This is a genomic window from Streptomyces sp. NPDC053542, assembly GCF_044544685.1.
GTDB lineage: Bacteria > Actinomycetota > Actinomycetes > Streptomycetales > Streptomycetaceae > Streptomyces.
The window spans coordinates 768,973-787,761 of the sequence record NZ_JBITXL010000001.1; the positions used below are offsets into that span (position 1 = coordinate 768,973).

Here is an 18,789-nt window from a genome sequence, read left to right on the forward strand (position 1 = left end):
CTTCATGGCATGAGTACTTCCTCCCCCTCGTTCGCGGAAGCCCTGGCCCGCGGCCCCGTCGTCCTCGACGGCGGGCTGTCCAACCAGCTGGAGTCGGCCGGGCACGACCTCAGTGACGAGCTGTGGTCGGCCCGGCTGCTCGCCGAACAGCCGGACGCGATCACCGCCGCGCATCGTGCGTACTACGAAGCGGGCGCCCAGGTTGCGATCACCTCCAGCTACCAGGCCACCTTCGAGGGCTTCGCGCACCGCGGCGTCGGCCGGGAGGCGGCGGCCGGTCTGCTGCGCCGCAGTGTGGAGCTGGCCCGGGAGGCCGCCGGACTCGCTATGAAGGGCGGCGTGCCGGGGCCGCTGTACGTCGCGGCCTCCGCCGGCCCGTACGGCGCGATGCTCGCGGACGGCTCCGAGTACCGCGGCCGGTACGGCCTGAGCGTCGCCGAGCTGGAGCGGTTCCACCGGCCGCGACTGGAGGTCCTGGCGGCCGCGGAACCAGATGTGTTCGCACTGGAGACGGTGCCGGACGCCGACGAGGGGCAGGCGCTGGTGCGCGCGGTGCGCGGCCTCGGGGTGCCGGCGTGGCTGTCGTACAGCATCGAGGGCGGCCGGACGCGGGCCGGGCAGCCGCTCGCGGAGGCGTTCGCGCTCGCTGCCGAGGCGGAGGAAATCGTCGCCGTCGGGGTCAACTGCTGCGTACCGGAGGACGCGGACGCGGCGGTGGAGCTGGCGGCGCGGGTGACCGGCAAGCCGGTCGTGGTCTATCCGAACAGCGGTGAGGAGTGGGACGCGCAGGCGCGTGCATGGCGCGGGCGGTCGACGTTCACGCCGGAGCGCGTGACGGCGTGGACGGCGCGCGGCGCACGCCTCATCGGTGGCTGCTGCCGCGTGGGCCCCGACTCCATCTCCGCCCTCTCCGGCCTCATCCAGCGCTGACGCCTTCTCTGATGCGCTGCGGCCCCGCCCGTAAGTGGCGGGGCCGTTTCGTGCGTGTCACGGATCAAGGTCGTTATGCAGACGCAACCCCCACGCCGGAGACAGCGGACACGGCCGGTGGCAGGATTCAGCCCAACTCGCCGTCGGCAGGTCACTGTTGATCTTCAATGTTTCCCCAGGAGGACCGGTGTCAGCTCGCTCGTCGCTGCCTGTCATAGCCGTCGTCGCGGCCGTCGCCCTGGCGGCCGGCTGCACCAGCACGAAGTCCGAGGGGAAGCAGGGCTCCGGATTGCAGCTGGTGTCCAAGGGGACGCTCAAGACTTGCACGCACCTGCCGTACCCGCCCTTCCAGGTGAAGAAGGGCGAAAAGATCGTCGGATTCGACGTGGACCTCGTCGACCTGATCGCCAAGGACATGAACGTCCAGCAGGAGATCGTCAACACGCCCTTCGAAGGCATCGAGACCGGCCAGGACTTCAATATTCGCAAGTGCGACCTGGCCGCGGCGGGCATGACCATCACGCCGGAGCGCAAGAAGGTCATGGACTTCTCCGATCCGTACTTCAACGCCACCCAGGCGCTGATCACGAAGAAGGGCAAGCCCTACAAGAAGGTCGAGGACCTCAAGGGCCGCAAGCTCGGCTACCAGAAGGCCACCACCGGCGGCATCTACGCCAAGAAGCACGCCGGCAAGGACGTGGACCTCGTGGAGTACGAGGACCTCGGGCTACTGCTGACCGCCGTGAAGACCGGCAAGGTGGACGCCGGCATCAACGACAACGGGGCGCTGTTCGACTACGTCAAGTCCAACCCCGACACCGAGGTCACCGCGGAGTTCAACACGGGTGAGCACTACGGCATCGGCATGGCCAAGGGCAACGACGCGCTGCGCAAGAAGGTCAACGCCGCGCTGAAGAAGGCCAAGGCCGACGGCAGCTACGACCGGATCTACAAGAAGTGGTTCGGCACCACGCCGCAGAACTGACCCGCGCCGTCCACCCCTGAGGAGTTCCGCACGCATGTCGCTGTCCAAACGGCAACGGACCCGGGTGTTCCGTGGGTCGCAGTACGCCCTGCTGGCCGTCATCGTGGTCGTCGTCGCGCTGGTCGCCGACTGGGGGCAGCTGCGGCGGGCGTTCTTCGACGTCGGCATCGCGCGCGAACTGTTCCCCGACATCATCACCACCGCGCTGGTCAACACGGTCCTCTACACGCTGCTCGGCTTCGGGTTCGGGCTGGTGCTGGGGCTGGTCCTGGCGCTGATGCGGCTGTCGTCGGTGCCCCCGTACCGCTGGATCGCCGTCACGTACATCGAGTTCTTCCGTGGCGTGCCCGCCCTTCTGGTCTTCATCGCGCTGGGCTTCGGTGTGCCGCTCGCCTTCGAAGTGGCGCTGGACCAGTACGTCACCGTGATGCTCTCCCTGGGGCTCGTCGGCGCCGCCTACATGGCGGAGACCATCAGGGCGGGCATCCTGGCGGTGCCCAAAGGGCAGACGGAGGCGGCCCGTTCGCTCGGCATGTCGCACGGCCGGGCGATGGTCTCCATCGTCATCCCGCAGGCGTTCCGCATCGTCCTGCCGCCGCTGACCAACGAGCTGATCCTGCTGACCAAGGACTCCTCGCTGGTGTACCTGCTCGGGCTGTCGCTCGGCCAGTACGAGCTGGCCAACTTCGGCCGGGACGCGCTCAACGAGTACAAGAGCCTGACGCCGATCCTGGTCGCGGGCCTGCTCTACCTCGTGATCACCCTCCCGCTCGGGCACCTCGTCCGGCGGCTCGAGGCCCGAACGGCGAAGGCCAGGTGACCCGCATGGCAACGGACAAGGTGCCGGCCCCGTACTCCCGGGCCATCGAGGTCTCCGGCCTCCACAAGTCCTTCGGAGAGCTCGAGGTGCTCAAGGGCATCGACTTCTCGGTCGGACGCGGCGAGGTGGTGTGCGTCATCGGGCCTTCCGGCTCGGGCAAGTCGACGCTGCTGCGCTGTGTGAACCTCCTGGAGGAGCCGACCGCGGGGAAGGTCACCGTGGCCGGTACGGAGGTCACCCACCCGGACGTGGACATCGACCGCGTACGGCGGCGGATCGGCATGGTCTTCCAGTCCTTCAACCTCTTCCCGCACCTGACCGCCCTGGAGAACCTGACGATCGCCCAGCGGCGGGTGCTCCGCAGGGACAAGGCCGGAGCTGAGAAGGTCGCCCGGGCGAACCTGGCGCGGGTGGGTTTGAGCGACAAGGCGGACTCGTACCCGGCGCAGCTCTCCGGAGGGCAGCAGCAGCGGGTGGCCATCGCCCGCGCGCTCTCCATGGAGCCGGAGCTGATGCTCTTCGATGAGCCGACCTCCGCACTCGACCCCGAGCTGGTGGGCGATGTGCTCGCGGTAATGCGCTCGCTGGCGGACGAGGGCATGACGATGCTCGTCGTCACCCATGAGATGAGCTTCGCCCGGGAGGTCGCCGACCGGGTGGTCTTCATGGACGGTGGAGTCATCGTCGAAGAGGGCACCCCGGAGCGGGTCGTGGGCGACCCGCAGCACGAGCGCACGCGGACCTTCCTGGCGCGCGTACTGGACCCGGCGGCGGCGGAGGTGGGCGAGGTCCCCGACACGGGGCCGAGCGGCAAACGCGTCGACCGGTGAGACGGTGCGGGCCGGGCGGTGACGTCGGGCCCGCAACGGGGCATGGTGAGCGGTGATCGGATTTCCCCGAGCCGCACAGGAGCCCGCCGGTGTTCGTCGACATGCCCCTCGAAGACCTGCGCACCTACCGCCCTGAACGGCCCGAGCCGGCCGGCTTTGACGCCTTCTGGCAGCGCACGCTCAAGGAGGCGCGTGCCTGCCCGCTCGACGCCCGCTTCACCCCCATCGACGTGGGCCTGGACCTGCTGGACAGCTACGACGTGGAGTTCTCCGGCTTCGGCGGGCACCGTATCCGCGGCTGGTTCCTGCTGCCGCGCGGCGCGGAGCGGCCGCTGCCGTGCGTCGTGCGGTACCTCGGCTACGGGGGCGGGCGCAGCCTGCCGCACGACTGGCTGCTCTGGCCGGCCGCCGGGTACGCCACCCTGGTGATGGACCCGCGCGGCCAGACCGGGCCCAACCGCCCCGGTGACACGCCGGACCCGGTCGGCTCCGCCAACCCGTCCGTCGGCGGGATGATGACGCGCGGAGTCCTCGACCCGGACGAGTTCTACTTCCGCAGGCTCTACACGGACGCCGTACGGGCCGTGGAGGCCGCCCGCGAGCACTCCGGGGTGGACCCGGACCGCATCGTCGTGGAGGGCAACAGCCAGGGCGGCGCGCAGGCGCTGGCGGTGGCGGGCCTGGTGCCGGGGCTCGCGGCCGCGCTCGTCCGGGTGCCGTTCATGGCGCACATCCGGCGCGCCGTCGAGGTGGCCGAGGCCGGCCCGTACACGGAACTCGCCGCGTACTTCGCCGGAGAGCGGCTGCACATCGATACCGCGCTGGACACCCTGGACCACTTCGACGGGCTGAACTTCGCCGCTCGCGCCGAGGCGCCGGCGCTCTTCGGTACGGGCCTGGCGGACACCATCACGCCGGCCTCCACCGGCTTCGCCGCGTACCACCACTACGCGGGACCGAAGGACCTTCGGGTGTGGCGGTTCAACGGCCACGAGGGCGGCGGGGTGCACCATCAGGCGGACGAGGTCATGTTCGTACGGGAGCTGTTCGCATGACGAGGAGTCAGCAGGCTCAGCGGGCTGTCCGTCCGAGTGCCGGGCACATGAGTGAGGAGTGGTGATGGGCGCGTGGGGAGCGGGGCCGCTCGTGGTCGGCGTGGACAGTTCCACGCAGTCCACGAAGGTGTTGGTCGTGGACGCGGCGACGGGAGAGGTGGCCGCGCGCGGCCAGGCGCCGCACACCGTCTCCACCGGGCCCGGCAGGGAGAGCGACCCCGAGGAGTGGTGGGAGGCGCTGACGCGGGCCCTGGCGGCTTGTGGTGACCCCGCCCGGCAGGCGTCCGCGGTCTCCGTGGCGGGCCAGCAGCACGGGCTGGTCACCCTGGACGCGGCCGGGCGTCCGGTACGCCCCGCGCTGCTGTGGAACGACGTGCGGCCGGCACCGCAGAGCCGCCGCCTCATCGAGGAGCTGGACGGCCCCGAGGCGTGGGCCGAGCGGGCGGGCAGCCTGCCCGGGCCGTCGTTCACGGTGGCCAAGTGGGCGTGGCTGCGGGACCGGGAGCCGGCGGCGGCACGGGCGACCGCGGCGGTGCGGCTGCCGCACGACTACCTGACCGAGCGGCTGACGGGCGAGGCCGTCACCGACCGCGGCGACGCCTCGGGGACGGGCTGGTGGTCCTCGGCCACCGAGTCCTACGACGCGGAGGTCCTCGGGCACGTGGGGCTGCGTACCGAGATGCTGCCGCGGGTGGCGCGCCCCGGAGAGGCCGCCGGGACCGTGCGCCCCGAAGGGCTGCCGCTGCCCCACGGGGCGCTGGTCGCGGCCGGTACGGGGGACAACATGGCGGCGGCCCTGGGGCTGGGGCTGCGCCCGGGGCGCCCGGTCATCAGCCTCGGCACCTCGGGGACGGTGTACGCGGTGACCACCCGGCGGCCGGCCGACCCGACGGGCACGGTCGCGGGTTTCGCGGACGCGCGCGGTGACTGGCTGCCGCTGGCCTGCACGCTGAACTGCACGCTCGCCGTGGACCGGATGGCGGCGCTGCTCGGCCGGGACCGGGAGGCGGTGGAGCCGGGTGGTTCGGTGGCGGTGCTGCCCTTCCTGGACGGCGAGCGCACGCCGAACCTCCCCGATGCCGCGGGGCTGCTCCACGGGCTGCGGCACGACACCACGGGCGGGCAGGTGCTGCAGGCCGCCTACGACGGCGCGGCGTTCGCGCTGCTGCGGGCGCTGGACCTGGTGGCGGGGCCGGAGACCGCGGCGGACGAGCCGCTGCTGCTGATCGGCGGCGGGGCGCGCGGGCGGGCCTGGCGGGACACCGTACGGCGGCTGTCCGGGCGGGCCGTCATCGTGCCTCGAGAAGGCGAGCTGGTGGCGCTGGGCGCCGCGGCGCAGGCGGCGGGGCTGCTGCTGGGTGAGGACCCGGCGGCGGTGGCGCGGCGTTGGGGGACGGACGGGGGCGAGCGCTACGAGGCGGTGGAGCGGGACGCGGCGGCGTGGGAGCGGCTGACGAGGACACTCACGGCGGCGGGCCCGCTCTTCGGGGTCTGAGACCCCGCTCTTCGGGGCCCGCTCTTCGGGGGGCTGAGGCCCGCTCTTCGGGGCCCGCGGCGCCCTCGGGCGAGTACACTCGCGGGCCCCGTAGGCGCCGTCGTGCGCCCCGCTCGGCATTCATCCGGTTGGCGTGTTGTGCGCGCCCGAGAGATAGCTGTTCCGCTGAGCCTATCCACTCAATTCCCTTTCTACGCCACTCATTTGAGGGATTGTGCCGATAAAATCAGTGCGACTACCTTCTCTGTTCGGCGGATAGGCCGATTTCAACTTCTTCCAGAGATGGGTGGGGCAGCTGTGACGGTTCAGGAAGAAACCCTCTCCGACGCCGGAGGCGAAAGCCAAAATACGAACCTGACCAGTCTGGCCACGACCGCGGCGCGCAATCTTGCGACGACCACCAAGACGCAGCCGCAGATGCAGAACGTCACCTCCCGGTGGCTGCTTCGGCTGCTGCCCTGGGTGCAGGTGTCCGGCGGCACGTACCGGGTGAACCGCCGTCTGACGTACACCGTCGGCGACGGCCACATCGAGTTCGCCTCGGACGGCGCCGAGCTGCGCGTCATCCCCGACGAGCTGCGCGAACTGCCCGCGCTGCGGGAGTTCACCGACACGGAGGTCCTCACCGCGCTCGCCGAGCGCTTCGAGAGCCAGGAGTACGCGGCGGGCGACGTGATCGCCGAGGTGGGCGCGCCGGCCGACCGCGTCGTGCTGATCGCGCACGGCCGGGTGGACCGGATCGGCACGGGCAAGTACGGCGACGAGACCACGCTCGGCGCGCTGGCCGGCGGTGACCACCTCGGCGACAAGCCGCTCACCACCCCGGACGCGACCTGGGAGTTCACCTACCGCGCCGTGACGCGGGTCACCGTACTGACGCTCGCCGCGAGCGCGCTCGGCGAGCTCACGGGCCGCTCGGAGGCGCTGCGGGCGCATCTGGAGGCGGCGCGGTCCGGCACCCCGGCCCCGCACAACGAGAGCGGCGAGGCGGCCATAGAGATCGCCTCCGGCCACCAGGGCGAGCCGGTCCTCGGCAGCACCTTCGTGGACTACGAGCTGAAGCCGCGGGAGTACGAACTGAGCGTCGCGCAGACCGTGCTGCGCACCCACACCCGCGTCGGCGACCTGTACAACGACCCGATGAACCAGGTCGAGGAGCAGCTGCGGCTGACCATCGAGGCGCTGCGCGAGCGGCAAGAGCACGAGATGATCAACAACCGCGAGTTCGGCCTGCTGCACAACGCCGACCCGCGCCAGCGCATCCCCACCCGCACCGGCCCGCCCACCCCTGACGACCTGGACGAACTCCTCGCGCGGGTCTGGAAGGAGCCGTCCTTCCTGCTCGCCCACCCCAAGGTGATCGCGGCCATCGGGCGGGAGTTCAGCCGGCACAGCCTGTACCCGGCGGCCGTGGACTTCATGGGGCACTCGCTGCCGTCCTGGCGCGGGGTGCCGCTGTTCCCCTGCAACAAGATCCCGATCAGCAAGGAAGGCACCAGTTCCATCCTCGTCATGCGCACCGGCGAGGAGCGCCAGGGTGTCGTGGGGCTGCATCAGACCGGAATTCCCGATGAATACCAGCCGAGCCTGTCCGTCCGTTTTATGGGCGTCGACGACAAGGCCGTTGTGAACTACCTCGTGAGCGCCTACTACTCCACGGCCGTCCTGGTCCCGGACGCACTCGGAATTCTCGACGACGTGACGATCGGCCACTGAACCGCGAATTCAAGCCACGACCGCGGCAATTCAAGCCGCACCGTGACGCACAACACCAAGGGACCCCGCCGAATGGCGCCCGGCCCCGTGGGCCGGGCCTTCGGCCGCACGTTTCACACTGGCACAGGAATAGGTGAGCATCTCCATGACCACTTCGCTCGACCCGACATCCGGCCTCGACGACTCCGCGAACGAACAGGCCCGGTCGAGCCTCGCCACGGCGGCGGCCCGGAATCTGGCGACCACCACGAAGACCGTCCCGCAGATGCAGGGGATCTCCTCCCGCTGGCTGCTGCGCGTCCTGCCCTGGACGGAGGTCTCCGGCGGCACGTACCGGGTGAACCGCCGGCTCACCCACACCCTCGGCGACGGCCGGGTGGAGTTCACCAGCACCGGCAGCGAGGTCCGCGTCATCCCCGTCGAGCTGCGCGAACTGGCGCCGCTGCGCGGGCTGACCGACCAGGCGGCGCTGGAGGGGCTGGCCGGCCGCTTCGAGCAGCGCGACTTCGCCCCCGGCGACGTGCTCATCGAGCGCGGCACGCCCACGGACCAGGTGGTGCTGATCGCGCACGGCAAGCTGGAGCGCGTGGGCGAGGGGAAGTACGGCGACGACACCGTGCTCGGCGTGCTCGCCGACGGCGACCACGTGGGCGCCACTGCCCTGCTGTCCGGGGACGGCACCTGGGAGCACACCGTCCGCGCCGTCACCCGGGGCACGGCGCTGGTACTGCCCCGCGCCGCCTACGAAGAGGTGGCCGGCCGCTCCGAGGCGCTGCGCAACCACATCGACGCCTTCCGCTCCGCGCTGATCCCCGCGCAGAACAAGCACGGCGAGGCGGCCATCGAGGTGGCGTCCGGCCACGTCGGCGAGCCGCAGTTGCCGGGCACGTACGTCGACTACGAGCTGACGCCGCGGGAGTACGAACTGAGCGTCGCGCAGACCGTGCTGAAGATCCACAGCCGGGTCGCCGACCTCTACAACGACCCGATGAACCAGCTGGACCAGCAGCTGCGGCTGACGGTCGAGGCGCTGCGCGAGCGCCAAGAGCACGAGATGATCAACAACAAGGAGTTCGGCCTGCTGCACAACGCCGATCTCAAGCAGCGCATCCACACCCGTTCCGGCCCGCCCACCCCGGACGACCTGGACGAGCTGATCTCGCGCCGCCGCAAGACCCAGGTCCTGCTGGCGCACCCGCGCACCATCGCGGCCATCGGCCGGGAGTGGAACGCCCGCAGCATCTACCCGACGGGCGTGGAGTTCGGCGGCCAGGAAGTGCGTGCCTGGCGCGGCATCCCGCTGCTGCCCTGCAACAAGATCCCGATCAACCCCGACCAGACCAGCTCGATCATCGCCATGCGTCTCGGCGAGGAGAACCAGGGCGTGGTGGGTCTGCACCAGACGGGCATTCCGGACGAGTACCAGCCCGGCCTGTCGGTGCGCTTCATGGGCATCAATGAGCAGGCGATCATCAAGTACCTGGTCAGCGCGTACTTCTCGGCCGCCGTGCTGGTGCCGGACGCGCTGGGTGTCCTGGAGGACGTCGAGATCGGGCACTGAGGGGCCCGCCGGTCCCTGCGGAGGGTGGGGTTCGCCCGCAGGGACCGGGTCCTGTCTCGCAGGCGCGAGGCAGCAACTGCGGTGAGTGGGGCGGCAGTAGCGTTCGGAAGAATTTCCGCTGTTCTTGGTCGAGGTATGAGCGGACCGGGCAGAACGTTGGCAGAGGCCGTGCGGTTCCTGACGTCGAGGGACCGCATGCGCACGTTCTCACGCCACGGTCCGCGGGCCGTGGCAGGTTCGCGAGCATCCCCCTCCCCCCATGAACACCGGCAGGAGATCGCATGCAGCACGACATCCCCCGGCCGTCCCGCCGCCGCCTGCTGACCGGGGCCGCGGCGGCGGCCGCCGCCCTCGTCCCCCTCGGCACCGGTCTGGCGCAGGCCGCCCCCCACCGTTCCCGCGCCGCCGCCTACCCGGACGTCCACTGGACCCCCGCCGCTGCCGCCAACTACACCGCGGCGAACCGCCCGGCGCAGTACGCCATCGACATGGTGATCATCCATGTCACGCAGGAGACGTACGCCGACACGGTCAAGATCTTCCAGAATCCGAAGTCCCAGGTCTCCGCGCACTACTGCGTGCGCTCGGCCGACGGGTACATCGGCCAGTTCGTCCGCGAGGACGACGTCGCCTGGCACGCGGGCAACTGGAGCTACAACACCCGCAGCATCGGCATCGAGCACGAGGGCTGGGTGGACGAGCCGCGGTGGTTCACGGACGCCATGTACGAGCAGTCCGCGCAGCTCACCGCCGCGGTCTGCGCGCGGTACGGCATACCGAGAGACCGCAAGCACATCATCGGACACGTCGAGGTGCCCGGGACCGACCACACGGACCCGGGCCCTTACTGGGACTGGGCGCGCTACATGGCCCTGGTGCGCGCGGCCGCCTGACGCCCCGGCGGCCGCCGTACGGGCGGTGCCCCAGAACGGTGCCCCGGAACGGCGGCCGCCAGCGGAGGGGCGTACGCCGGTGTCACGGCGCTTCTGCGCGGGCGCGCGCCCCTCCAGTGGTCTACTTCGTTCGCCAAGGAACAGTCGGCGTGACAACTGGGGTGATCGTGAGGCAGCGATTCGGCCGTGTCCGCGCGGTACTGACGGTTCTGCTGGCGGCCGGTGCGCTGGCCGGCGGCGCGGTGGCGGGCGGCGGGAGCGCCGCCGTCTCGGCGGACGTGCTGCGTACGGGCCGGGCGGCCCCGACGGCCTCCGGAGTGACGTACACCCAGTTCTCCATGGCGGTGCCGCGCGGTATCGCGCGCGGACACCTGCTGACCGTGGACCTGGCGAGACCGGACGTCTCGGTCGACCTGCTGTACGCGGGCGCGGTCGGCGCCCGGAAGGCGGTGTCCGCGATGGCCGACGCGCAGGGCGCGGTGGCCGGCGTCAACGGCGACTTCTTCAACATAACGGAGGATCAGCACCCGGGTGTCGAGCCGACGGGCGCGTCCGACGGGCCGGCGATCACGTCCGGGCGGCAGCTGAAGTCGGCGGTGCCGGACGGGCAGCGGTTCGGGCCCGCTTTACCGCCCGGCACGACGGCCGAGGACGTCATCGCGGTGGGCCCGGACCGGCGAGCCCACCTGGACCGGCTGTCGCTGCGCGGCTCGGTGGCCACGCCGGACGGCCGGCTGCCGCTGCGCGGGCTGAACCTGTACGCGCTGCCGGTCGACGGCATCGGCGCGTACACCCCGGAGTGGGGCACCACCTCACGGGTGCGCGCCACCTGTGGCACGGACACCGACCGTGCGGCGCCGTGCAGTGAGGACACCACGGAGGTCACGGTGCGCGACGGCCGGGTCGAGAAGGTCGCGGACGTGCCGGGGCGCGGGGGCGTGCCCGAGGGCGCGACGGTACTGGTCGGGCGCGAAGAGGGCGCGCGGCAGCTGCGGAAGCTGTCGGTGGGCGAGCGGGTGCGCATCACGGACCGGCTGGTGGGGCAGCGGCCGGGCCCCGCGCGGTTCGCGGTGGGCGGCTTCCCGGTGCTGCGGGACGGTGCGCCGCTCCCCGGCCTGGACACCGTCGCGTCGGCGGTCCGTACGGCGGCGGGCGTGGGCGCGGACGGGCGGGTGCTGTACCTGCTCGCGCTGGACGGCACGAAGGGGAACGCCGGGCTGACGATCGACGAGCTCGCCGGGCTGTTGACGCGGATCGGCGCCCGGGACGCGGTGAACCTGGACGGCGGCGGGTCCTCGACACTGGTCCTGCGCGAGCCGGGAAGCGGCGCGGCGACCGTGCGCAACCACCCTTCGGGCGGCGCGGAGCGACCGGTACCGAACGGGATCGGGATCTTCGCGCGGCAGCTCTGACGGGAGGGGCGCTTCCCTCAGGGCCGCACGCTGCCGACCAGGTCGGCGGCGCCGGAGAGGCCGTTGCTGATGTCGGGGGCGAGGCTGCTGCCGGCGAGGAAGAAGCCGAGGAGCACGCACACGAGGGCGTGCGAGAGCTTCAGCTGCCCGCTGCGCATGAAGACGACGGCCAGCACGACGAGCAACAGGACGACTGAGATCGAAATAGCCATGGCGAACCTCCCTCGGTGGCCCGAACGGGCCATCAATGGCGCCAGTTTGGCGTATTCCGCCTCCTTCACCTGCCTCTCAGGCGTCCTCCGAACGGGTGATCACTGCGGGTCACCGGACGGGCTGCCGGGGCTGCTGGGGCGCATGCTGCGCCAACTCTTCCCACCGCACCGTACGGTCGCACCATCGTTCGAGCAGTACCCGGTCGTGGCCGACGGCCAGCAGGCCCGCGCCGGACTCCGCGCGGTACTCCTCCACCACCGCGACCAGCGCGGCCGTCGTCGAGGCGTCGAGCATCGCGGTCATCTCGTCGCAGATCAGCCAGCGCGGCCGCAGCACCAGCGCGCGGGCGAGGCAGGCGCGCTGCAGCTGGCCGTCGCTGACCTCGTGCGGGCGGCGGCCGAGCAGTTCGGCGCCGAGGCCGACGCGCGGTACCAGTTCCGCGAGCCGCTCCGCCGCCTCGCCGCGGCGGCCGGCCGCGCGCAGCGGCTCGGCGATCAGGTCGGCGAGGCGCAGCCGGGGATCGGCGGCGAGCCGGGGCTGCTGGAAGACGACGCCGAAGGCGGTGCGCAGCTCTCTCGGGGCGCGGTGCCGCCAGCCGGGCACGGCCCGTCCGTCCACCACGACGCTCCCCCGGTCGGGGCGGTGCAGCAGTGCCGCCACCTTGGCGAGCGTGGACTTGCCGCAGCCACTGGGGCCGAGCAGCCCGACCGCCTCACCGGGTGCGACGCGCAAGGAGACGCCGCGCACAACGGGCCGGGCGCGGTCGTATCCAGCGGTGATGTCCGTGAGGTCAAGCATCGGCGGCCTCTCCAGTGGCCAGGGCGGCTGTCGGTACGTGGTGGCAGGCCACTCCGTCGACCGGTTCGGGCACGACGTCGCACTCGGCCGTCACGTGCGGGCAGCGGGCGGCGAACGCGCAGCCTTCGGGGAGCGCGCCCAGCTCGGGCGGCTGGCCGGGGATCGGTACGAAGGCACGTTCGGGAAGTGCGTCGAGCAGACCGCGCGCATACGGGTGCTGCGGGCCTGGCGCCCCGAAGAAGTCCGACGCGTCGGCGAGTTCGACGATCCGGCCCGCGTACATGACGGCGACCCGGTCGGCGATCCGCTCGGCCGCCGCGAGGTCGTGCGTGATCATCAGCAGCGCGCGCCCGTCGTCCGCGTGCCGGCGCAGCTCGTCCACCGTACGGTCGACCAGATCGCGGTCCAGCCCGGTGGTCGGCTCGTCGGCGATCAGCAGCGGTGCCTCGCCGACCAGCGCGAGCGCGGTCGCCGCGCGCTGGGCGAGGCCGCCGGAGAGCTGGTGCGGGTACCGGTCGAGGTGGTCGGCGGGGAAGGCCGCGCGCTCGGCTGCCCCCTCTGCAGCCGAGCGCAGTTCGTGGCGGGGGACGTCCGTCAGTTCGCGGACGGTCTCCTCCAGTTGGGCCCGTACGGTGCGGACGGGCGTGAGGTGCGCCGCGGGACTCTGCGGGACCAGCCCGGCCCGCCGGCCGCGCACGCTGCGGGCCAGCTCCCTCTCTGTGGCGGTGAGCAGCTCTACGGAGGGCAGCGGCGCGCCATCGGACGCGGTCCCCGCGAGCCGCGCCGAGCCGGCCGTCCGCGCGTTGCCGGGCAACAGGCCGAGCAGCGCGGAGGCCAGTACGGACTTGCCGCAGCCGCTCTCCCCGACCAGGGCCAGGCACTCGCCGGGCGCGAGGTCGAAGGAGGCGTCGGTGACGGCGGCGACGTGCCGGCCGCCGCGCATCCGGAAGCGCACGGAGAGGCCGCGGACGGACAGCACGGGAGGCGCTTCTCCGGTACTCACAGCATCAGCTCCGATCGGCGGCGCGGGTCGAGCCGTTCCCGCCAGGCGCCCGCGAGGCCGGCGACGGCGAGGGTGGGCACGATGATGAACAGGCCGGGGAAGAGCGTGGGCCACCAGTCGCCCGCCAGCAGGGAGCCGCGGGCGGAGTTGACCATGATGCCCAGGCTCGCCTCGTGGGCGGGCAGGCCGAGCCCCAGGAAGGACAGCGCGGACTCGTGCCAGATGGCGTGCGGCACCATCAGGACGGCCGCGAGGCCGGCCCGCGGCAGCACACCTGGGAGGAGATGGCGTACGGCCACCCGCCACCGCGAGGCGCCCCCTGAGACGGCCGCGTCGACGAACGGACGGCCGCGCAGCGAGAGCACCTCGGCCCGCACGATGCGCGCGGTGGACAGCCAGTGGGTGAGCCCCACGGAGATGATCACCGGCCAGACGCCGGGCCGGAACATCGCCACGATGAAGATTCCCAGCAGCAGGTGCGGCACGGACGAGAAGACGTCGACGACCCGCATCACGGCCCTGTCCGCCCAGCCGCCGAACGCGCCCGCCAGCGCGCCGACCGCGGTGCCGATGACCGTGGCGGTGAGCGCCGCGACCACGCCGACCAGGAGGGAGACGCGCAGCCCGTAGACGCAGCGCAGCAGGAGGTCCCGGCCGACCTCGTCGGTCCCGAAGGGGTGCGCCAGGGAGGGTGCTTGCAGCTTGGCGGCGAGGTCGACGGCCTGCGCGTCCATCGGGACGAGCGGCGGCACAAGAAGGACAGCGAGGAGTACGGCGGCCATGACGACGGCCGAGGTGCCCACCCTCAAGGAGCGGTGGTCCCGGCCGGCGTGGGACCGCGCCGGGTGCCAGGTGAGGTCAGCCATCGAACGCCACCCTCGGGTCGGCGAGTCCGTACAGCAGGTCCGAGAGCAGGTTCCCGGCCAGCACCGCGACGGTGGCCAGTACGGTCAGCGCGGCCAGCAGCGGGAAGTCGACGCTGGTGGCGGCCTGGACGGTGGCCGCCGCGATGCCCGGCCAGCTGAAGACGGTCTCCACCAGCAGTGCTCCGGTGATCAGTTCGGGCACCCGGGAGCCGATGAGGGTGAGGACCGGCAGCAGGCCGCTGCGCAGCGCGTGGTGCAGCAGGACGGTCCGCTCGCGCAGGCCCCGGGAGCGCGCGCCGCGCACCGGGTCCTCGGCGAGCGCGTCCCCGACGCCCTGACGTACGTACAGCACGAACCACGGGAGCTGCGAGACGGCCAGCACGAGGGCGGGCAGGACCACATGGCGGGCGACCTGGCCGGCGGTGGCGGTGCCGCTCCCGGTGTCGGTGAGGCCGCCGGCCGGCAGCACCCCGAACTTCAGCGCGCACAGCCAGATGGCGAGCAGGCCGAGCCAGAAGGGCGGCGCGGCCTCCAGTGCGTACGCGGCGCCCGTCACCGTACGGTCGAGCAGGCCGCCGCGCCTACGGGCCCCGAGCACGCCCAGCAAGGTGCCGAGCAGGACGGCGAGCACGAAGGCGAGCGCGCACAACAGGACGGACCAGCCGATGCGTTCGCCGATGACCTGGGAGACCGGTGCGCGCAATGAGGCGGAGTCGCCGAGGTCGCCGGTGAGGGCGCCGGTCAGCCAGTCCCACCAACGGGTGAGCAGGGGCTGGTCGACGCCGAGGTTGTGGCGGATCTGGTCGAGGTTCTCCTGCGACGCGGTCAGGCCGGCGGCCCCCGCGTACGCCTTGACCGGGTCGAAGGGCGAGGCCGCCGCGATGGCGAACACCCCGAAGGTGACGGCGAGGAGGACCGGGACGGCGAGCAGGGCCCGCCGTCCGGTCATCCGCGCCATCGGCCCCCAGGGCAGGGGTGTACGGGCGCTCACTTCTTCGGCTGCCAGTCCTCGACGTTCCACCACGGGCCGGAGGCCAGCCCGTGGTCGTGCGGCTCGACCTGAGTGGTCAGCCGCTGCTCCCCGGGGACCTGCCACGCGTCGTTCACCACGTAGAGGTGGTCGATGTGGGTCAGGAAGATGTACGCGGGATCCTTCTGCAGCTCGCGCTGGACGGTGTCGTACCCGGCCTTGCGGCGGTCGTGGTCGTCGGTGCGGCGCGCGTCGACGAGCGCCCGGTCGATCTTGTCGTTCTTGTACCGCGACATGTTGTTGAAGCCGTCGCCCGCGAGCGAGGAGTGCAGCAGCAGGTACTGGTCGAAGTCGGGGTCGGCGGGGCTGCCGCCGCCCGCGAGCACCGCGTCGTGCTTCATCCGCGGCTCGATGACCTCCCACGTACCGGACTCGACCTTGGCCTCGATGCCCGCCTTCTTGGCGTCGGAGGCGAAGGCGAGGGCGTGCTCCTGGCGGAGCTTGTCACCGGAGAGGTACCAGAGGGTGAAGGAGGCGCGCTGCTTGCCCTTCGTGCGGATGCCGTCGGCGCCCTTCTTCCAGCCCGCGTCCTCGAGGATGCGCTCGGCCTTCTTGAGGTCGTGCGCGCGCTCGGTGCCCTTGGCGAACCACGGGCTGTCGGTGGGCACGGGCCCGTAGGCGGGCTTGCCCGCGCCGTTCAGGATGCCCTTGACCATGGCCTCGCGGTCCACTGCGAGGTCCAGGGCGCGGCGGACGGCCTTGGCGCCGGTGACCGGATTCGCGGTCGGCAGCGTGACGTTGCGGTAGTCGAAGGTCTTCGCCGTGTAGGTCTTCTTGTCCTGCGCGGACTTGAAGGTGGCGGCGAGGTTGGGCGGGAGGATCGCGCCGTCGAGGTCGCCGGAGCGCAGCCGGGTGGCGCGCACGTCGTCGTCCTTGATGATCGCCATGGTGAAGTTCTTCACCTTCGGCGCGCCGCCCCAGTAGTGCGGGTTGGCCTTGAAGGTGAGCTTCTCGCCCTTGGACCAGTGGGTGAGGACGTACGGGCCCGTGCCGACCGGGTGGGTGGTGAAGGAGCCGTTGTTCACGTCCTGCTTGCCGGCGACGTGCTGCGGGGCGATGGGCAGCACGGTGCGCTCGGCGAACGGCGCGTAGGGGTACTTGAGGTGGAAGACGACCGTGCGGTCGTCCTTCTTCTCGACGCTGTCGATCGCGTCGAGCTCGGCCTTGGAGGCGTTGTTGGTCTTCTCGTCGAGGATGGTCCGGTAGGTGAAGACCACGTCGTCGGCGGTGAACGGCTTGCCGTCGCTGAACTCCACCCCCTTGCGCAGCGTGTAGGTGTACGTCCGGCCGCCGTCGGAAACCTCGGGGAGCTTCTCGGCGAGCGCGGGCTTGAGCCGCATCCCGGCGTCGTGGGTGAGCAGCCCGTCGAAGATCTTGGAGTTGCCGTCCTTGCCATAGCCCAGCAGCGGGCTGAGGCTGTCCGGCTCGTAGGCGATGCCGACCACGGCGGAGTCCCGCGCGCCCGCGGCAGCCTTGCCGGACGGCGTGGAGCAGGCCGCGGCACTGAGGGCCAGCGTCGTCGCCAGGGCCGTCGCGGCCGCTCCTCGTATCGACCGGGCGGACATGCACCACTCTCCTCTTGCTGCGCCGTCTCATGCTCGCCTCATGCCGAGGCAAAGCTTTTGCGAACGACTTGCAATTAAACAACATGTAAGAGAGTGCTGATAGAGGCGGTCCTTACCGGCTGCGGACAGACCGGTCCTTACCGGCTTACCGACCTACTGGCTGCGGGGCGGGCGGTCAGTCGCCGAAGCCGCCGCCGAATCCCCCGCCGTCGCCCCCGAAGCCCCCGCCGTCCCCGAAGCCGCCCCCGAAGTCACCGCTGCTGAAGTCGCCGCCCGAGTAGTCCCCGCCGCCGCCGTCCCCGAAGTACGCGCCGTCGCCCCACCCGTAGGCGCCCGGGCCCGTCATCGAGGAGCCGAGCATCGTGCCGAGGAACAGCCCGGGGAGCAGCCCGCCGCCGAGCATCCCGTAGTAGCCGCCCACCCAGGGTGTGTAGACCGGGCCCGCGTCCCAGTACGGGCGGTCCTCCCCGTAGGGCGTGCGCACCGTACGGGTCATCGGCTCCTGACCGTCCGCCAGCCGCGCCTGATCGGCCGCGCAGACCGGGACCATGCGCTCGGCGCCCCCTGGCGGCGCCCAGGGCTTCTCGGCGACGGAAGGGCCGTGCCGCGGGTCGAAGAAGCACGGCGGCCGGCGCTCCGGCAGCGGCCGGCCCTCCCGCCGGGCCGCCAGCGTGGCGAGCGCGAACCGGCCGCCCTCCAGTACCTCGGTCACCTTCCGCACGTCCTGGGGATGCCGCGCCTGCGCCATCGTCTGCTTGGCGTTCTCGTACGCGTCCAGGGCCTGCGCGTAGTCGGCGCGCATCGGGTCGTCGGCGCCGGGCTCACCGGGCCGGAAGTCCAGCCGGTCCAGCTCCTCCCCGTAGGCGGTGATGTCCTCGTCCACCACGACCCGCAGCGCGTCCAGCGCGGCCTGTTCCTCGGCCTCACGGCGGCGCTTGGCGCGGCGGTACACCGTGTACGCGCCGCCCGCCCCGAGGACGACGAGCGCGCCGAGTCCGACCAGCGCCCCCGTGCTGACCCCGTTGCCGTCCCAGGAGTCCGGCGTGCCGTCCCTCGCCTGCCTCTCGGCCTGCGCGACGAAGTCCTTCAGTTGCGCGGTCGCGTCCCCTGGGTGCGCGCGCTGGGCGGCCCCCACGAGGTGCCGCACCGACTCCCGGGACAGCACGCTGCCGTCGGCGCGGGCGTCGAACCGGTCACCGAGCTGGACCGCGTACACGCCGCGGATGCCGACCCGGGTGCGCAGGTCCTCGAAGAGCGTCGCGGGCGGGTAATCGGAGTTCGCGGGCAGCACGGCCACGAAGACCGGCTTGCCCGCCTCATCGATGTCGCTCGCGAGCGCGTCCGCCTCATTGGACGGCAGCTGCTGGCGGGCCCGGGGATCGACGTACACCGGCCCCTTCGACAGCGCGTCCGCCGCCGCGTCCAGCCCCCCGTCGACGCGGGCATCCGCGGCAGCGGAGACCGTCGGCGCCCCGTACGCGGCCGGTGCCACGGGAGCCGCGACGGGCGCCAGAGCGAGCAGCAGCGCCGCGCCGGCGGCCGGCAGGGCCGGCACCGACCGGAACGCGGGTCGTCCGGGCGCGCCCTTCATACGTACGACGCTACCCGAACTCCACT

17 protein-coding genes are annotated in these 18,789 nt (G+C 72.1%); 10 read left to right on the plus strand and 7 right to left on the minus strand.

The window, feature by feature from the left end:
• The first annotated feature begins 9 nt into the window (after positions 1-9).
• The 10 genes from mmuM (at position 10) to ACIGXO_RS03355 (ending at position 11,697) form a co-directional block, all read left to right on the plus strand.
• On the plus strand, positions 10-930 hold the full coding sequence (gene mmuM, locus ACIGXO_RS03310) for a homocysteine S-methyltransferase (protein WP_399779478.1): 921 nt from the start codon (positions 10-12) through the stop codon (positions 928-930).
• A 187-nt stretch (positions 931-1,117) separates the two neighbouring features.
• Entirely contained in the window at positions 1,118-1,915 is a 798-nt protein-coding gene (locus ACIGXO_RS03315) for a basic amino acid ABC transporter substrate-binding protein (RefSeq protein WP_399779480.1), read from the plus strand.
• Positions 1,916-1,949: 34 nt separating this feature from the next.
• Positions 1,950-2,735, plus strand: a complete 786-nt coding sequence (locus ACIGXO_RS03320; protein WP_399779482.1) for an amino acid ABC transporter permease — start codon at positions 1,950-1,952, stop codon at positions 2,733-2,735.
• Positions 2,736-2,740: 5 nt separating this feature from the next.
• Entirely contained in the window at positions 2,741-3,565 is an 825-nt protein-coding gene (locus ACIGXO_RS03325; protein ID WP_399779483.1) for an amino acid ABC transporter ATP-binding protein, read from the plus strand.
• An 89-nt stretch (positions 3,566-3,654) separates the two neighbouring features.
• Positions 3,655-4,620 carry an acetylxylan esterase gene (locus ACIGXO_RS03330; RefSeq protein ID WP_399779485.1) on the plus strand — a complete coding sequence of 322 codons (966 nt, stop codon included), beginning with the start codon at positions 3,655-3,657 and terminating at the stop codon, positions 4,618-4,620.
• Positions 4,621-4,684: 64 nt separating this feature from the next.
• Entirely contained in the window at positions 4,685-6,115 is a 1,431-nt protein-coding gene (gene xylB / locus ACIGXO_RS03335) for a xylulokinase (protein WP_399779487.1), read from the plus strand.
• Between the two features lie 297 nt (positions 6,116-6,412).
• Positions 6,413-7,831, plus strand: a complete 1,419-nt coding sequence (locus ACIGXO_RS03340; RefSeq protein ID WP_399779489.1) for a family 2B encapsulin nanocompartment shell protein — start codon at positions 6,413-6,415, stop codon at positions 7,829-7,831.
• A gap of 145 nt (positions 7,832-7,976) precedes the next feature.
• A complete protein-coding gene (locus tag ACIGXO_RS03345; RefSeq protein WP_399779492.1) occupies positions 7,977-9,392 on the plus strand; it encodes a family 2B encapsulin nanocompartment shell protein in 1,416 nt (471 codons plus the stop codon).
• A 281-nt stretch (positions 9,393-9,673) separates the two neighbouring features.
• On the plus strand, positions 9,674-10,285 hold the full coding sequence (locus ACIGXO_RS03350; protein WP_399779493.1) for an N-acetylmuramoyl-L-alanine amidase: 612 nt from the start codon (positions 9,674-9,676) through the stop codon (positions 10,283-10,285).
• A 167-nt stretch (positions 10,286-10,452) separates the two neighbouring features.
• On the plus strand, positions 10,453-11,697 hold the full coding sequence (locus ACIGXO_RS03355) for a phosphodiester glycosidase family protein (protein ID WP_399779495.1): 1,245 nt from the start codon (positions 10,453-10,455) through the stop codon (positions 11,695-11,697).
• A gap of 17 nt (positions 11,698-11,714) precedes the next feature.
• Here the strand turns inward: ACIGXO_RS03355 and ACIGXO_RS03360 are convergent, their stop codons facing one another.
• The 7 genes from ACIGXO_RS03360 to ACIGXO_RS03390 all read right to left on the minus strand — a co-directional run bounded on the left by ACIGXO_RS03360 (position 11,715) and on the right by ACIGXO_RS03390 (position 18,763).
• Entirely contained in the window at positions 11,715-11,909 is a 195-nt protein-coding gene (locus ACIGXO_RS03360) for a hypothetical protein (protein ID WP_399779496.1), read from the minus strand.
• Between the two features lie 109 nt (positions 11,910-12,018).
• On the minus strand, positions 12,019-12,708 hold the full coding sequence (locus tag ACIGXO_RS03365; protein ID WP_399779498.1) for an ABC transporter ATP-binding protein: 690 nt from the start codon (positions 12,706-12,708) through the stop codon (positions 12,019-12,021).
• Entirely contained in the window at positions 12,701-13,711 is a 1,011-nt protein-coding gene (locus tag ACIGXO_RS03370; protein ID WP_399779500.1) for an ABC transporter ATP-binding protein, read from the minus strand. The genes ACIGXO_RS03365 and ACIGXO_RS03370 overlap by 8 nt, the downstream gene beginning before the upstream one ends.
• The gene (locus ACIGXO_RS03375) at positions 13,708-14,577 is read right to left on the minus strand and encodes an ABC transporter permease (protein WP_399779502.1); all 870 of its coding nucleotides are present in this window, start codon (positions 14,575-14,577) and stop codon (positions 13,708-13,710) included. The genes ACIGXO_RS03370 and ACIGXO_RS03375 overlap by 4 nt, the downstream gene beginning before the upstream one ends.
• Entirely contained in the window at positions 14,570-15,526 is a 957-nt protein-coding gene (locus ACIGXO_RS03380; protein WP_399779991.1) for an ABC transporter permease, read from the minus strand. Before ACIGXO_RS03380 ends, ACIGXO_RS03375 begins: the two co-directional genes overlap by 8 nt.
• 38 nt (positions 15,527-15,564) lie before the next feature.
• A complete protein-coding gene (locus ACIGXO_RS03385; protein WP_399779504.1) occupies positions 15,565-17,172 on the minus strand; it encodes an ABC transporter substrate-binding protein in 1,608 nt (535 codons plus the stop codon).
• Between the two features lie 175 nt (positions 17,173-17,347).
• Complete coding sequence (locus tag ACIGXO_RS03390; protein ID WP_399779506.1) at positions 17,348-18,763, minus strand: hypothetical protein; 1,416 nt, start codon at positions 18,761-18,763, stop codon at positions 17,348-17,350.
• Positions 18,764-18,789: the final 26 nt, after the last annotated feature.

Bases quoted from the DNA above. Each gene is read 5' to 3' on its own strand.
- ACIGXO_RS03360 (WP_399779496.1), bottom strand. From the start codon at position 11,909: ATGGCTATTTCGATCTCAGTCGTCCTGTTGCTCGTCGTGCTGGCCGTC.
- ACIGXO_RS03350 (WP_399779493.1), top strand. From the start codon at position 9,674: ATGCAGCACGACATCCCCCGGCCGTCCCGCCGCCGCCTGCTGACCGGG.
- ACIGXO_RS03345 (WP_399779492.1), top strand. From the start codon at position 7,977: ATGACCACTTCGCTCGACCCGACATCCGGCCTCGACGACTCCGCGAAC.
- xylB (WP_399779487.1), top strand. From the start codon at position 4,685: ATGGGCGCGTGGGGAGCGGGGCCGCTCGTGGTCGGCGTGGACAGTTCC.
- ACIGXO_RS03320 (WP_399779482.1), top strand. From the start codon at position 1,950: ATGTCGCTGTCCAAACGGCAACGGACCCGGGTGTTCCGTGGGTCGCAG.
- ACIGXO_RS03380 (WP_399779991.1), bottom strand. From the start codon at position 15,526: ATGACCGGACGGCGGGCCCTGCTCGCCGTCCCGGTCCTCCTCGCCGTC.
- ACIGXO_RS03365 (WP_399779498.1), bottom strand. From the start codon at position 12,708: ATGCTTGACCTCACGGACATCACCGCTGGATACGACCGCGCCCGGCCC.
- ACIGXO_RS03325 (WP_399779483.1), top strand. From the start codon at position 2,741: ATGGCAACGGACAAGGTGCCGGCCCCGTACTCCCGGGCCATCGAGGTC.
- mmuM (WP_399779478.1), top strand. From the start codon at position 10: ATGAGTACTTCCTCCCCCTCGTTCGCGGAAGCCCTGGCCCGCGGCCCC.
- ACIGXO_RS03385 (WP_399779504.1), bottom strand. From the start codon at position 17,172: ATGTCCGCCCGGTCGATACGAGGAGCGGCCGCGACGGCCCTGGCGACG.
- ACIGXO_RS03390 (WP_399779506.1), bottom strand. From the start codon at position 18,763: ATGAAGGGCGCGCCCGGACGACCCGCGTTCCGGTCGGTGCCGGCCCTG.
- ACIGXO_RS03375 (WP_399779502.1), bottom strand. From the start codon at position 14,577: ATGGCTGACCTCACCTGGCACCCGGCGCGGTCCCACGCCGGCCGGGAC.